General features: G+C 64.0%; 11 protein-coding genes and 1 pseudogene. 6 read left to right on the forward strand and 6 right to left on the reverse strand.

Annotation, left to right across the window (positions count from 1 at the left end; translation table 11 throughout):
* Both ACLP9N_RS16240 and ACLP9N_RS16245 read right to left on the reverse strand, forming a co-directional pair.
* Positions 1-1811, reverse strand: a 1811-nt coding sequence (locus ACLP9N_RS16240; protein ID WP_442408384.1) for an AMP-binding protein, incomplete at its 3' end; no start/stop codon positions are given.
* Positions 1798-2274: an STAS domain-containing protein gene (locus ACLP9N_RS16245; protein WP_442408385.1), complete on the reverse strand. Its 477-nt coding sequence runs from the start codon at positions 2272-2274 to the stop codon at positions 1798-1800. The genes ACLP9N_RS16240 and ACLP9N_RS16245, both read right to left, overlap by 14 nt.
* 317 nt (positions 2275-2591) lie before the next feature.
* On the opposite strand from ACLP9N_RS16245, the gene ACLP9N_RS16250 reads away from it, so the two are divergent.
* The 5 genes from ACLP9N_RS16250 to ACLP9N_RS16270 all read left to right on the forward strand — a co-directional run bounded on the left by ACLP9N_RS16250 (position 2592) and on the right by ACLP9N_RS16270 (position 7923).
* Positions 2592-3413 carry a GAF and ANTAR domain-containing protein gene (locus tag ACLP9N_RS16250; RefSeq protein WP_442408394.1) on the forward strand — a complete coding sequence of 274 codons (822 nt, stop codon included), beginning with the start codon at positions 2592-2594 and terminating at the stop codon, positions 3411-3413.
* 131 nt (positions 3414-3544) lie between these two features.
* Positions 3545-4117: a hypothetical protein gene (locus ACLP9N_RS16255; protein WP_442408386.1), complete on the forward strand. Its 573-nt coding sequence runs from the start codon at positions 3545-3547 to the stop codon at positions 4115-4117.
* A gap of 133 nt (positions 4118-4250) precedes the next feature.
* The gene (locus ACLP9N_RS16260) at positions 4251-5429 is read left to right on the forward strand and encodes a glycosyltransferase (protein WP_442408387.1); all 1179 of its coding nucleotides are present in this window, start codon (positions 4251-4253) and stop codon (positions 5427-5429) included.
* A complete protein-coding gene (locus ACLP9N_RS16265) occupies positions 5426-6448 on the forward strand; it encodes a glycosyltransferase (protein ID WP_442408388.1) in 1023 nt (340 codons plus the stop codon). The genes ACLP9N_RS16260 and ACLP9N_RS16265 overlap by 4 nt, the downstream gene beginning before the upstream one ends.
* Positions 6445-7923, forward strand: coding sequence for a glycoside hydrolase family 130 protein (locus tag ACLP9N_RS16270; RefSeq protein WP_442408389.1), 1479 nt, complete (start codon positions 6445-6447; stop codon positions 7921-7923). Before ACLP9N_RS16265 ends, ACLP9N_RS16270 begins: the two co-directional genes overlap by 4 nt.
* 145 nt (positions 7924-8068) lie before the next feature.
* On the opposite strand, the pseudogene ACLP9N_RS16275 reads toward ACLP9N_RS16270, so the two are convergent.
* Positions 8069-9146, reverse strand: a pseudogene (locus tag ACLP9N_RS16275) (sensor histidine kinase); the annotation flags it as partial.
* 1406 nt (positions 9147-10552) lie between these two features.
* Between ACLP9N_RS16275 and ACLP9N_RS16280 the strand changes: the two are divergent.
* Positions 10553-10945 carry a hypothetical protein gene (locus ACLP9N_RS16280; protein ID WP_442408390.1) on the forward strand — a complete coding sequence of 131 codons (393 nt, stop codon included), beginning with the start codon at positions 10553-10555 and terminating at the stop codon, positions 10943-10945.
* On the opposite strand, the gene ACLP9N_RS16285 is transcribed toward ACLP9N_RS16280, so the two are convergent.
* From ACLP9N_RS16285 to ACLP9N_RS16295, 3 genes are all read right to left on the reverse strand, one after another.
* On the reverse strand, positions 10938-11246 hold the full coding sequence (locus tag ACLP9N_RS16285; protein WP_442408391.1) for a DUF6307 family protein: 309 nt from the start codon (positions 11244-11246) through the stop codon (positions 10938-10940). The genes ACLP9N_RS16280 and ACLP9N_RS16285 overlap by 8 nt on opposite strands.
* 119 nt (positions 11247-11365) lie before the next feature.
* Entirely contained in the window at positions 11366-11530 is a 165-nt protein-coding gene (locus ACLP9N_RS16290) for a hypothetical protein (protein WP_442408392.1), read from the reverse strand.
* A 149-nt stretch (positions 11531-11679) separates the two neighbouring features.
* Positions 11680-12201, reverse strand: a complete 522-nt coding sequence (locus ACLP9N_RS16295; RefSeq protein ID WP_442408393.1) for a DUF5994 family protein — start codon at positions 12199-12201, stop codon at positions 11680-11682.
* Between the last annotated feature and the right edge of the window lie 663 nt (positions 12202-12864).

Raw genomic sequence — 12864 nt, forward strand, 5'->3', positions numbered from 1 at the left:
TCACTTGCCCGGCCCGGGTTCGGCCGATACCACCGGGGGAGCGGCTCAGCGGACAGGTCGAGGCGGTCCAGCTCGACGATCTGGTCCGACTCCCTCCGGCCGAAGTCCGTGGTGCGGCGGTGACCGACGATGAGCACCCTGGCGCCGGTCGCGGTGGCCGCCGGCAGATGGTGAGGGTCCGTGACGATGTCGGCCACCTCGCACAACTGGACGGCTGCGGCGAGGTCGACGTCCGGGGGTAGCAGCACCGCCACCGCGCCGAGCCGCGACAGCGCCGCGATCGCGGTCACGGCGGCGGGGCTGGTGTCCATCAACACACCGACGTGGGCACCCTGACGGATACCGGCGGCGATGAGGCCGCGCACCGCGTCGTCGATGCGGTGATCAACCGCCGCGTTGGTGTGGACCCGATCCTCGAAGAGAAAACATTCTTCCCCGGGCGCTTTGTTCGCCTGTTCGGCCATCAAGCCGCCCAACGACACCCGGGTATGGGGCTGCAGCCCCCCGAGGCGGGCGAGCCGGGGCAGGGTACGCACGGCCTCCCCGGCGATCTCCCTGCCGCTGCGCGCCACCCCCACCGCGGCGTCGGCCAACCCCAGGCTCACACCGATGCCCAGTTCGGCCAGCGCACCCGCCGAGTGACCGATACGCGACGACAGCCCGACCGCGCCATCGATCTCGACGCTTGGGTCAGCCTCCATCGCATGCACGCCCTCCGGCCTGGGCCCTTGACCGTCTTGCCACAGCACCCATTTACCGACGGTGGGCCACGTGTGCGTGGCGGCCGTCGACCCGACAACGAGCCCGAAGTGACCTGCCCGCAATAACACCTCGGACACCTCGGCGCGGGGGGCGGCCCGCCGGATTCCTCGCACGGACGCGGGTTGGCCGATGTCATCGATCTCGCCGATGAAGGCAAGGACCGGACAGGTGATTTCAGCGAGCGTGATCAACGTGCCATCGATCACGGCCCCGCCGGCCATCATGCGGTTATGGACCACGAACTGCCGTAACAGTTCGGCGACCGCGGGACCCGACCATGCCACCCAGCCCTCCACCTCGAGGAAGCGGCGTTGCTGTTCCCTGGGCAGCAACGCCTCTCGGTCATGGAGTTGCCGCAGAAAATCCCATCTCGCCCGGACCGTCTTGATCGGGTCGAGAAGTTGAAACCCGGTACGGGCCATCCATTCGGACACCCAGATACGGTTGAAGACGTGGTCGGCGATCAGTTGGGCGCCGCGGCCCGCCAGGGCCGCGGGAATTCCGAATGGCAGACCGTTGAGCGAATCGACGGCGGCACCGAATGTGATGACGCTGGCCAGGCCCTCGGAACGTCGGTAGGCCGCGGTTTGATAACAGAACATGCCACCCTGCGAGTAGCCCGCCAGATTCACCTTGCGGCCGGTGTGGGCGTGTACCGAGTCGATGACCCGGCTCAGCGCGACGACATGGTCGCTCAACGTGCGTTCGAGCCCACCGGTTTCCCGATCCGGTGAACCGAAGTCCACCACCCACGGGTCCACACCGAGATCATGCAAGACTCCGACCGCACCCTGGTCTCTGGTGACGTCGAACACGTTGGCCGACATCATCATTGGCGGCACAAGTATTACCGGCGGTCGTGACGGATCGTTCGCGCCGTCGGGGAAATACCGTCGGAGCCGGTACATGTCGCAGCGCTCCACGATCTGAAACGGCGACGGACGGGATTCGGTCTGAAAGCCACCGAACCGCAGCACCTCGACACCGTTCTGCACGGTCGCGATCACCCGGTTCGCGGGACCGGTAATCAGGTCGCTACCCCATGTCACCGATACCACACGTCTTTCCGGGATGGTCCGGATCGGACGCCGACCCTTGGAGGCTGGCCAGTGCCGCACTGACGGTGTTGACGGCTGGCAGCCAGCCGTCCGGATCGCAGATTCGTAGCAGCAGGGATGCCGCAGCACCAGGTACCAACGCCCAGTCTATTCCAGCGCGCGCGCAGCCCACCGAGATTCGGTGTAGCGCCGAGAAGCCTTCGGCGCCAAGGAAGTCCAGACGGGTCAGATCAAGGATCAGCCCGCGGCAACGCACCAGGTGGGCGAGTGAATACTCGGTGAGGGTGCGTGCGTTCGTCTGGTCGATGTCGCCGTTGGCGCTGACAATGGCCACCGACGACTTCATCCAGTGAGCAGCCAATCGTGCTAATTGACCCTTGCCCGGCTTGGAGAAAAGCGTAGAGAAGATGGCATCGCCCGGCACGGCGGAAGAGTGCAACAATGTGTCGGTCATGGTGATCCAGTCGTTCGGACGATCACCGGCATGTCAGGCTCGGAGCTAACGCGCTCCTAGGGTTCAGCGGCGTACAGCTAAAACCTGTCCGGACCAGCTGAGATTCTCAGCAGCTATGACACTACACCGGTTGGGCACTTCCGCGCGGGTGTCAGCCCTCGTGCCCAAAATCAGGAAGTGGCCAGCCAACTTCGCCTTAGACCGGCCAGCCAACTTCGCCCTAGGATGGGAGTCATCTCGTGGCGGGTGCGCCCTGGGTATATGGCTGGTCGCCGGTGATGTCGGGCTCCAGCAGGATTATGAAACAGGTACCGGCGATGGTGGAGTTCACCGAGGACACTGATGGCCCGCCGCTGGCGTCGCGGACATCGGAGCAGCTCAGTAGTGATGACGCCGATTTGCGGGCGGCGATCGGCAATCTCGCGGGTCTAGTCGCCGACCATCGCCGCTTGCCCGAGTTGCTGGCGGAGGTAGCGACGTTCGCTGTCCGCGCGATACCGGGAGCCGACGGTGCTGGGGTGACGTTGCTGAATGTCGACCGGGTGGACAACATAGTCGCGGCGTTGGCGGCCAGCGCTCCCTTTGTCGCCGAGATTGACGAAATCCAGTACGTGACCCTCAAGGAAGGGCCCTGCATCACTGCGGCGCTGGAACGTCGCACGGTGCGCTCAGGGTCGTTGGGTGGGGAGAAGATGTGGCCGCGGTTCGGTCCGCGCGTAGGGAGGTTAGGGGTGCACAGTGCGCTGTCGCTACCGCTGTTGCTGCCTGATCGGGTGGTCGGGGCGATCAACGTATATGCCCACGGCAAAGACGTTTTCGATGAGTACGCCGCCGAATTCGGGGAGTTGTTCGCCAAACCAGCGGCTGTCGCCGTGCACAACGCGCAGATCCTCGCCGACGCGCTTGCGCTAACTGTCCAGTTGCAGAGGGCGTTGTCCACCCGCCCGGTGATCGATCAAGCGATTGGCCTCATCCGCGGACGTACCGGGCGCAGCGCCGAGGACGCGTTCACCCAGCTGCGGGCGATGAGCCAATCTGAGCACCGCAAGTTGGCTGATGTGGCCCAACACATGGTCGATGAAGCGGTGCGCCGCGCCCGCGCCCGACCTGCGCCGGAAAGCCCAGCCGGCGTACCGTAACAAGTGAGGAAACAGTCACGAGACGGGTCCTGACTCGCGTCTCGGGGATCCTCACCGCGCACAGCGACCGGCCATGCGCGGCGCCGGCAGGCTCGATCGCGCTCGGGAGCGTGCAGAGGAGCAGTCCTCTCGTGAATTTCACCCCGGCCCTGGCCGCAGACCTGGGCATTCTCACCGTGGCTTTGGATGCGCCCGGCACCGATGTCGCCCACAGTCTGAGCCGGCTCACGGCCAATGCCACCGCCGCAATGCCGACTTTCCTGGGTCTGAGCGTGACCGTCGACGGCAGTGATCCGCGGTTCACGTTCACCACATTCGTCGAGGGTGCCGGGGCGGGTGATGTCCACACCTCGCTGAGGCTCGCGCTGCCAGGTGTCGGTGACATCGGTCTCCCGGCGGTGGTTCTCGTCTTGTACGCGGGGTCGCCGGGAACCTTTGTCGACCTCGCCGCCGACCTCGCGTGGCTCACCGCCCGGCCCCTGAGTGACTTCGTCCTCGATCAGCACCTGCCAGGTCCTGCCGAACGGGGCTCCGCGACAAGCCTTTCCGAGGCGTCTATCATCAACCAGGCCGTCGGAGCCCTAATCGGCCAGGGCTGCACGCCCGAGCAAGCCGAGTGGCATCTCACGACTGAGGGTGCCGTCGCCGGTATTAATCGGCACGCGGTCGGCCTGCGCATCCTGGCCTGGCTCAATGCGCGATAGCCGGTCATCGGGTGTATCGTTAGTCAGGTTGGGAACCCAGCCAGTCCGGGATGAGGTCAGCCGTCCGCCGCTGATCTCGCAGAGTAGCAACTCGCGCCGGACGCACCGGTGACAACCGTCCGTCGGGATCACCTTGAGCGCCCTATCCACCCTTGCAACGTCGCATACCCCACTTGTCGGGCAAGGTCCTTCCGGCCCCGCGCGTTTCGGCATTCTCAGTACGTATCCGCCGACACCATGCGGGCTGGCGACGTTCAGCGCGGCCTTGTCGGAAGGGTTGTGCACGAACGGTTCTGACGTCAGCGTCGTGCGGGTTGCCGCCGGGTCGTTGTCTTCTGACGCTCGGGTGATCGGAGAGCTGGTCAACGGTTCCGCGACATTCGTGGCCGCAACCTCCGAATTGCTGAACGAGAGCGACATTGCGGTCGTGCAGCATGAGTACGGCATCTACGGCGGCGTCGACGGAGACGAGGTGGTGGACATCATCGGCGGGCTGCACATCCCGTCGATCGTGGTCGCCCACACGGTCCTCAAAGAGCCGACCCCGCATCAGCGTTGGGTGCTCGAGACGATCGCGGCGATGGCGGATCAAGTGGTTGTGATGTCGGAGACGGCCAGGCAACGCCTGTGTCTCGGCTTCGACGTCGATCGCCGAAAAGTCACCATGATCCCGCACGGTGCGACCGTCCTGAGAAACACGCCGGTAATGCGTTCGGGCAGACCGACTCTGTTGACCTGGGGTCTGCTGGGGCCGGGGAAAGGCATCGAGCGGGTCATCGAGGCGATGGATTCGCTGCGTGGGCTCCACGGCCGGCCGCGTTACCTGATTGCCGGCCGCACCCACCCAAAGGTTCTGGCCGCCGATGGCGAGGCATACCGCGACGCCCGTGCCGAACAGGCGCGGCGCATCGGCGTGGCGGACTCCGTGTGCTTCGACGCCAGCTACCGCGATGTTTCATCGCTGACTGCGCTGGTTCGGTCCTCGGCCGTGGTCGTCCTGCCCTACGACTCCACGGATCAGGTCACTTCCGGTGTTCTGGTCGACGCCATCGCGAGTGGGCGGCCAGTCGTCGCCACCGCCTTCCCCCACGCCGTCGAACTCCTCGGTAGTGGGGCGGGCATCGTCGTCGATCACGACGATCCCGATGCGCTGGCTTGCGCCCTGCGCCGATTGCTGACCGATCCACGCCTTGCCGGCTCCATGGCCGCGGAGGCCCGCCGGTTGGCACCGGCGATGGCGTGGCCGGTGGTGGCCAATGCCTATCTGGTTCTGGCACAACGGATTCTCGCTAAACGTCGGGCGCTGGTGTGACCGCCACCACGCCGGAGCCGAGATTCGACCACCTGTTGCGATTGACAGACCGTCGCGGCACGTTCGAGCATGCCTGTTTCGCCGAACCCCGGTCCGAGCACGGCTACTGCACCGACGACATGGCCAGGGTTCTCGTCGTCGCCACCCGAGAGCCCAACTCTGGTGGGGAAGTCAACAGGCTTGCGTGCGTGGCTGTGCAGTTCCTGAACGATGCGCAGTCCTACGCCGGTGCCTGCCGAAACCGGATGGACAGCAAGGGCCGTTGGGAGGATGAGCCCTCCCTGGAGGACTGCTGGGGGCGCTGCATCTGGGGACTGGGAACTGCCGCCGCGCATAGTGACGTCTCTCTGGTTCGCCGGTTGGCCGTCATTCAGTTTGAACGCTCCGCTAAGGTGCGATCGCCGTGGCCTCGGGCAATGGCGTTCGCGGCGTTGGGCGCTGCCGAACTCCTCTCCGTCGACCCCGGGCAACCGGCGGCACGCGCACTCCTCGCCGACTACGCCGAGACCGTGGCCAAACCCAACGGCGACGCGTCCTGGCCATGGCCTGAGCCGCGACTCACCTACGCAAATGCGGTTCTCCCCGAGGCGATGATCGCCGCGGGCGTTGCGCTCGACGATTCCACACTGCGGTGCCAGGGTTTGGATCTGTTGGGTTGGCTGGTCGAATACGAAACGGCAGGGGGGCACCTCTCGCCCACTTCCGCTGCGGGCAGAGGGCCGGACGACCTTCGGCCCGCGTTCGATCAGCAGCCGATCGAGGTGTCCACCCTCGCCGACGCGTGCGCGCGTGCCGCTGCCATTGACACCGGGTCGATCTGGCCCGACGGGGTCCTGGCCGCTGCGGCCTGGTTCATGGGTGTCAACGACGCGCAACAGCTCATGTGGGACCCCGAGACCGGCGGCGGATTCGACGGCCTGCGCGTCGATGGGGTTAACCGCAACCAAGGCGCGGAGTCGACACTGGCAGTGCTCTCGACGATGCAGCACGCTCGACGCTTCTCGACTGTGCGGCAATGACTTCCGTGCAGGCTGGGCTCGTCACGCGCAGCCCCCAGCGGCTCGCGGCCAACCCGTCCAGGGTCATCACCCGACTCTTTGTGCCAGGCCAGGAAGGTTTCGAGCACCAAGAGTCCCGCGCAGGAGCGGTGCTGGCGCGGATCCTGGCCCTGGACGAAGGGCAGGTGCGGTCTTCGTTAGACGATGTCGTCACACGCTTCGACGAACGTCACCGCGATCTTGCTGACACCTTCCGCCGGCACGCCCGTGAACTCGCCGATCGGCTGGATCCCGACTGGCAACTCTCCGAGGCACGAAAGTTGTTGCTGGGCGCGGCATTCACCAGCGAATACGCCATTGAAGGTGCGGCGTTGTGCAACCCCAGCATCGTGGCCCATCCCGACCAGGCTGCAACCATCGCAGGCAGCTTGCGATTCGTGATGAGCGTGCGGGGCATTGGCGAGGGGCACCGTTCGTCCATCGGGTTCCGGACCGGCGTCGTCGACGCAGCCGGTGGCATCGCGATCGACGACCCTGCTCCGTTCGCCACCGCCGGATCACCCAAGCCCGCCCTCCTCGGCGCAGCCGTCTTCCGCAGTGAACTCGCCCGGCTCGACGAAGCCGGAGAGGCCGCCAACTACGTCCTCGACCGGCTCGGCGAGAGCTTCACCCGAGCTGCTCTCGATCAACAACTCGCCCAGCTCCAGAAAAATCTGAGCACCCGCGGACACGCCGAGAAGACGATTTCCTCATTCCGTAGCATCGCCGAACGGACCTATGCCGTCGAGTTCTGCGACCGCATAACACTTTCCGAGCGGGTCCTGTGGCCCTCGATGGGCGCAGAGCAGGCCGGCATGGAGGATGCACGCTTCGTCCGTTTCATCGACGACGACGGCTCCATCACGTTCTATGCCACCTACACGGCCTACAGCGGATCCCACATCAGCCAGCAACTCCTCGAGACCACTGATTTCCAGTCCTTCACTTCCGCGCCGATCGTCGGACCGGCCGCTGCCAATAAGGGCCTGGCGCTGTTTCCTCGCCGGATTCACGGTCGCTTCGCCGCCATGTCGAGATCAGATCGCGAGTCGAACACGGTTGCCTACGCCGATCATCTGTCCGTTTGGCCGAGTGCGCTTCCCTGCCAGAGCTCCTCCCGAGCATGGGAGGTGTTACAACTCGGGAACTGCGGTCCGCCCATCGAAACCGACGCCGGGTGGCTGGTGCTCACCCACGGAGTCGGTCCGATGCGCACCTACCGCATCGGGGCGATTCTGCTTGATCTTGACGATCCGACACGGATTATTGGTCAGCTACCGCAACCGCTACTGAGCCCCGCAACTCATGAGCAGGACGGCTACGTGCCCAATGTTGTCTACTCCTGCGGCGCACTAGTCCACGCCGACACCCTGGTGCTGCCGTACGGCATCGCTGACGCCGCCATCGGTGTCGCCACCGTGCCGCTACCCGAGCTCCTTGCAGCTCTGAGCAGCTGAGAACCAAGACATTTCGAGCGGTACCGGCGTACCGAGCTTCGACAAGGCATGCTGCGTGCGCGCCACGTGATGACATGCGGCCTGACTTACGGCCCTTCGGCCCGAAGAGTCGGCGGTGGAAGTTAGCGAAGACGGTGAGTGATGATCAGGGCAGCGGTGCTGACCAGCGCAGCACGGTGCCTCCGCCGGGAGCATCCGCAATGATGAACGCGCCGCCGGCTTGCTGCGCGCGGTGATGCAAGCTGGTCAAGCCATCGCCGGTGATCTCGCCGGGGACGCCTCGACCGTTGTCGACAACCTCGATGCACACGTCGTCCTCGACCTTGACCGTCACCGCAAGTGTGGTCGCGCCAGCATGCCGGACAGCGTTGCTGACCGCATCGCGTACAACGGCTTCGGCGTGATCGGCGAGTGCAGCATCGACAACCGACATTGGGCCCACGAATTGAATGGTGGTACTCAGTTTGGATCCGCAGAACTGCGCGACTGCATCGTCGAGCCGCTGTCGCAGCCGGGTGATGCCCGGCGGTGCACCGTGCAGGTCGAAAATTGCGGTGCGGATTTCCTGAATGACGCCATGAAGATCATCAATGCTGCAGGACAGTCTCTGCTGCACCTCAGTTGATCGCGCCCGCGGAATGGTCCCCTGCAGAGCCAGTCCGACCGCGAAGATCCGCTGGATCACGTGGTCGTGCAGGTCGCGGGCGATCCTGTCGCGGTCAGCGCAAATGTCGAGTTCACGCATCCGGCACTGTGTGGACGCCAGCTGCCAGGCCAGCGCCGCCTGGTCGGTGAATGCGGCCATCATGTCGAGCTGCTCGTCGCTGAACGTCCGGGCGCCGTCACGCCGCACCGCGAGCAACACCCCGGCCACGGTATCAGTGGTGCGCAGCGGAAGCACCAGCGCCGGGCCCGTACGTCGGACGCCGTCGATGGCGACGTCGAAGTTGTTGAGTCGTCGAGGGGTCCGCTCCACGAAGGCCTGCCCGATGGAGGTACCGGCAACGGGGATGGCATGGCCCGGCGCCGAGGTCATTGCAGCACCGGCGGTTTCCACGATCATCAGATCGGCCACTTCCGACGTGGGTATGTCGTGGTTGATTGCGATGGCGACCAGTGTGACTTCTGCGCCCGTCAGTTTCAGCGCTTGCTGGGCGATGGGCCGATAACCGGTTGCGGGCATCGGCGCCGGATAGTAGTTCGGTTCCGATGTCACGCGTCGCGTGTCCGCTTTAACAGCAGACATGGTCATACCGATCAATCGGAATGCAGACCCCAACGATCAGCGCGTTCGCGATGGTCACGCGGTTTGTCACGCTCGGCGCCCCAACCGTGTTCACACGCGTCGGTGCCGCAGATGGAATCCTTTGGGAGGTTCCAGGTTCGGTTGCGGATTTCGGGCAGGTCTTGGCCGTGGGTGTTGATGTAGCGGTTGTGTTCGACGAGTTTGCTCGGCCATCGCCTCAGCCAGCGAGGTAAAGTCGAGCGTCTTCACCCGGTTGAGCCAGTACCGCGATCTGGTGTCGGGGCCGAAGTGCCAGTGAATGGCGGCCTGTAGGGATGACTGCGGATCATCAATGGGTTCGGTCCGGGGCAGGTCTATCAGGCAAACGCTGGTGTTGGCAGAGAAAGCGAGTGAAGTGGTCATGGTGACCTCACGTGCAATTGATCACCGGCGTGTGAGGGTTCGGAGTCGATACTCCCTGAGTTAGGCGGCGGACGGCTCAACTCATCCCGGACTGGCTGAAATTCTCAGCACCCTTGACGCTACACCCGTTTGGACAGCAGGCCAACGCCGACGACGCCGATCTACAGGCGGGATCGGCGCGCTAGCGGGCTTGGTGGCTCGACAATGGGCACTGCCCGATCGCTCGATCGTCAACCGAGACAGCGCCAACGGTGTGCTGCTAAGAGCCTGGGAAGGACTAGATTTGAGATGCCCGTCCCCGATGGGTGTAGCGCAGTTATTGCTGAGTCCCTTCAGCCAGTCCGGACAGAGTTTGGCTGTACGCCGCTGGACTTGATGAGCGTCTGCTCGCGCCGCACATTCCGATTTCTACCCGTTGCGGTCAGACAGCATGCACATTCCGCCCATTCCCTCGTTAGCCGGATCGTTAGCCGGATCCGGAGTATCGCCAGTGCCGCGTTCACCCAACCCGTGCCCGTCGGTTTGTGGCTCACTCGACCGACGACCGAGCAAGAAACAACCGCGCCGGTGATACAGGTAATACCCTGTCGCGCACTGAAAGACGCGCCGATCAGCAGGGAAAGGCCTAACCGGCCGGGGCAGTTCGGTGCAGGTGACGGCCCTATTCGTCATCTATCGTTGCCGGTAAACGCCCGGGATGGAGTTCCGGTTCAACGTTAGTTAGAACCCAACCCGGTTGATGAGGAATGCAGGTCTAGCGTTGTGATGCCGTGTCTTCCCGCCAATGCGGCTTGGGGACGATGCGGCCCTCAGATCAATCCGCGTCCGCGAGCACGGGCGACCGCATCGATACTTCACACCCAGCTTCTGGTATGCAACGCTCGGCGCGTCTGACGGGCGCCGCCTACATCCCATAACCCAGGGACTGGGTGGACGTGACACCATTTGGATGCTGTGCAACCGGCTGACGAAGGAGCGGAAATGAAAAAGGACCAAGCAGACCATCTTGAACAGCAACTGATGCAGCCGCTCGCAGGGGCACTCCGCACGAGGCTTGGCGGGGCAGGGGAGGTCCACGTCAACAATGAGCCCCACCTGATGAGCGGTGAAAGGGTCGAGTACGCCACGTGGCTCGAAGTTGTGCTCAAAGATGCACGAACCGAAGTCATCTTTCGGCCCCTGAGCCGCGAAGATTTCTCTGCGATCTGGCAATGGGGAAAGAGCGGCCGATTCATCTTCCCGATTCCACAAAGCGGCGACAATGCCGGCGACAGCGCCCGAACGTCCATTGACGCTGTTGCCGAACGCATCTGCCAAACGGCCAGTATGTGGCATGAGGAACCGCCCGAATCGTTTGGCTGGTCAGTCACCTGAAGGCAAAGTGCTCGGCGACGAATGCCAGGCTAGGATTGCCAAGCTCGCGGAAACTCAATGAAACTTTATGTGCCGCAGTGCTTCTGGCATTCCGCGAGTGGGCGGTCGGGGAAGGCGCCTGGTAAGCGCTGCGGTGCAGCGCACCTTCTCGGGGAATCGAGTTCAGCGCATGCAGGACGTGTACGGCGACTTTGCCTGCGGCGTCGTCATCAAACGCCGAGCACGTCGTCAACGTGTTCTTGACGAGTTCTAGACGCTCTTCGTAGGGCGAGCGAAAGCGCGGTGTTGTGCGGTTAACCATGGTTTTCTCAGTCGAGCCTGTTCGCACGGAAGTGACGTCACTCGACACTGTTGACACTAGCCCGTTTCCCGTTTACCTGGTGGCGGGCGTGTGGGAGGCACCGCGCGACGAACTTAGGTTCAGGAAGGCTCTGTCATGCGGACCTCGAGGTCAACCACGGCGTGTGCGACGACGCTGGTTGCCAGTGCGGCGCGCGGCTGGGTGGCAGGCCCGGTGGTGGTCGAATTATCGATGTCCTCGAGTCGCCGGAGCATGCGCCGAGAAATATCTGCTTGCCCAGGCATGTCGTCAATATCGAAAATCGCTAAAATGCTTTAAATGCCCGGTCGTTAAACGTCACTGTCGTCAGCCCCTAAGGTTGTGATCGCCAGTGGTATACGAAGCGGGCCATTCGATGGGGGACGCTGGTGGCGCGGTCGTCGCCACCGACGAGCTATCGCACGGCTCCGCTTTCAGAGTCCCAGCGTTCTTGCGCGGCCGCTCTCTGTGTGCGGGATTCCCTGTCTTGCAGGCTGATCATGAGTAGGCCATCGACGGTCGAGTCGTCGTCCGGTGCCGCCGCGGCCGTCATGGTGGCATATGCACGGTCCGGGGCGGTGTGGGGCGGGACTACTAGCAGAACGATCCTGTTGCGGTTGAGTCCGAGGGCTTCGACAGTGTTTGGCGGCTGGAGTCGGTATCCGTCGAGTCGTACCGCGTGGCCGCCGGTGGTGAGTTCGGTGGGTGCTTTCGCCCAGTCGGTGAGCTTGTACAGCACGCGGTCGATGGGCCCGAGCCGCACCGAGAGCACCGCGAGCAGATCGGGAAGCTCTGTGGTCAGGTCATCACTGTGCGGCCACCATGCCCCATCGACATACCCGGTTTGGGGCGCCTTGGATTTGAGCCGCAACCGCGGCGTGTGTTCGGGCGGTGTGGGGTGTCGACCCACATCGGTTCGGTCCTGTTGCGGCGCCATGGTGACACTCCTGTCTTGACCACGGTTCGTGCCGGCTTCGGTTGCTGTTTATCCGCGTTCGCGTCGTCCAGAGCGACGGTACTTCCTTGGTGATTATCAGTTTAATTGTGTCTTCCTCGGGTTCATACCACTCCGGGAAAGTGGCTTCAGCGAAACCATCGCCGACATTCGGGACTGGGCTATCTGGGACCAGCCCGCTACGCTGCCACCTGCACCCACCGATGAACGACTTCCATCCGCTGTGCACAAGTCCAGGTCGCCCGTCAGCGTCGGCGTGATTATGGTGCCCGACATTCGGTCTTGGCGCCCGTTCGGTGGCGCTCGCTGCCCGCTGGCGATCTGTATCACCGTCACGGGCTGACCTAAAGGGGTTTGTCAGGTCCGCCGGAGCAGTGAGTTTGTCGTCACGGCCTGGCCGCGCCTTTTCGTGATGGCGAGTCCTGTCAGGTAGGTGGAGGCAAAGATCAGCGCAAACGGAAGCCATGTTCCGAGCACGCTGGAAAACATCTGGAGGTTTCTGTTGATCACGAGCGTTACCGAGGTTGTCCCGAGTTCCGTGGAACTTCGGTGGCGGTCCGGTGAGCATCAGGCTGCGCTCACCTGGTCATTGTGCACGACAGGTTCGGCGGTTTCGCGTTCGAGTGCAGCGCGGACTGTGGGTAG

Origin of the sequence: Mycobacterium sp. (assembly GCF_052144515.1) — a bacterium.
Taxonomy (GTDB): domain Bacteria; phylum Actinomycetota; class Actinomycetes; order Mycobacteriales; family Mycobacteriaceae; genus Mycobacterium.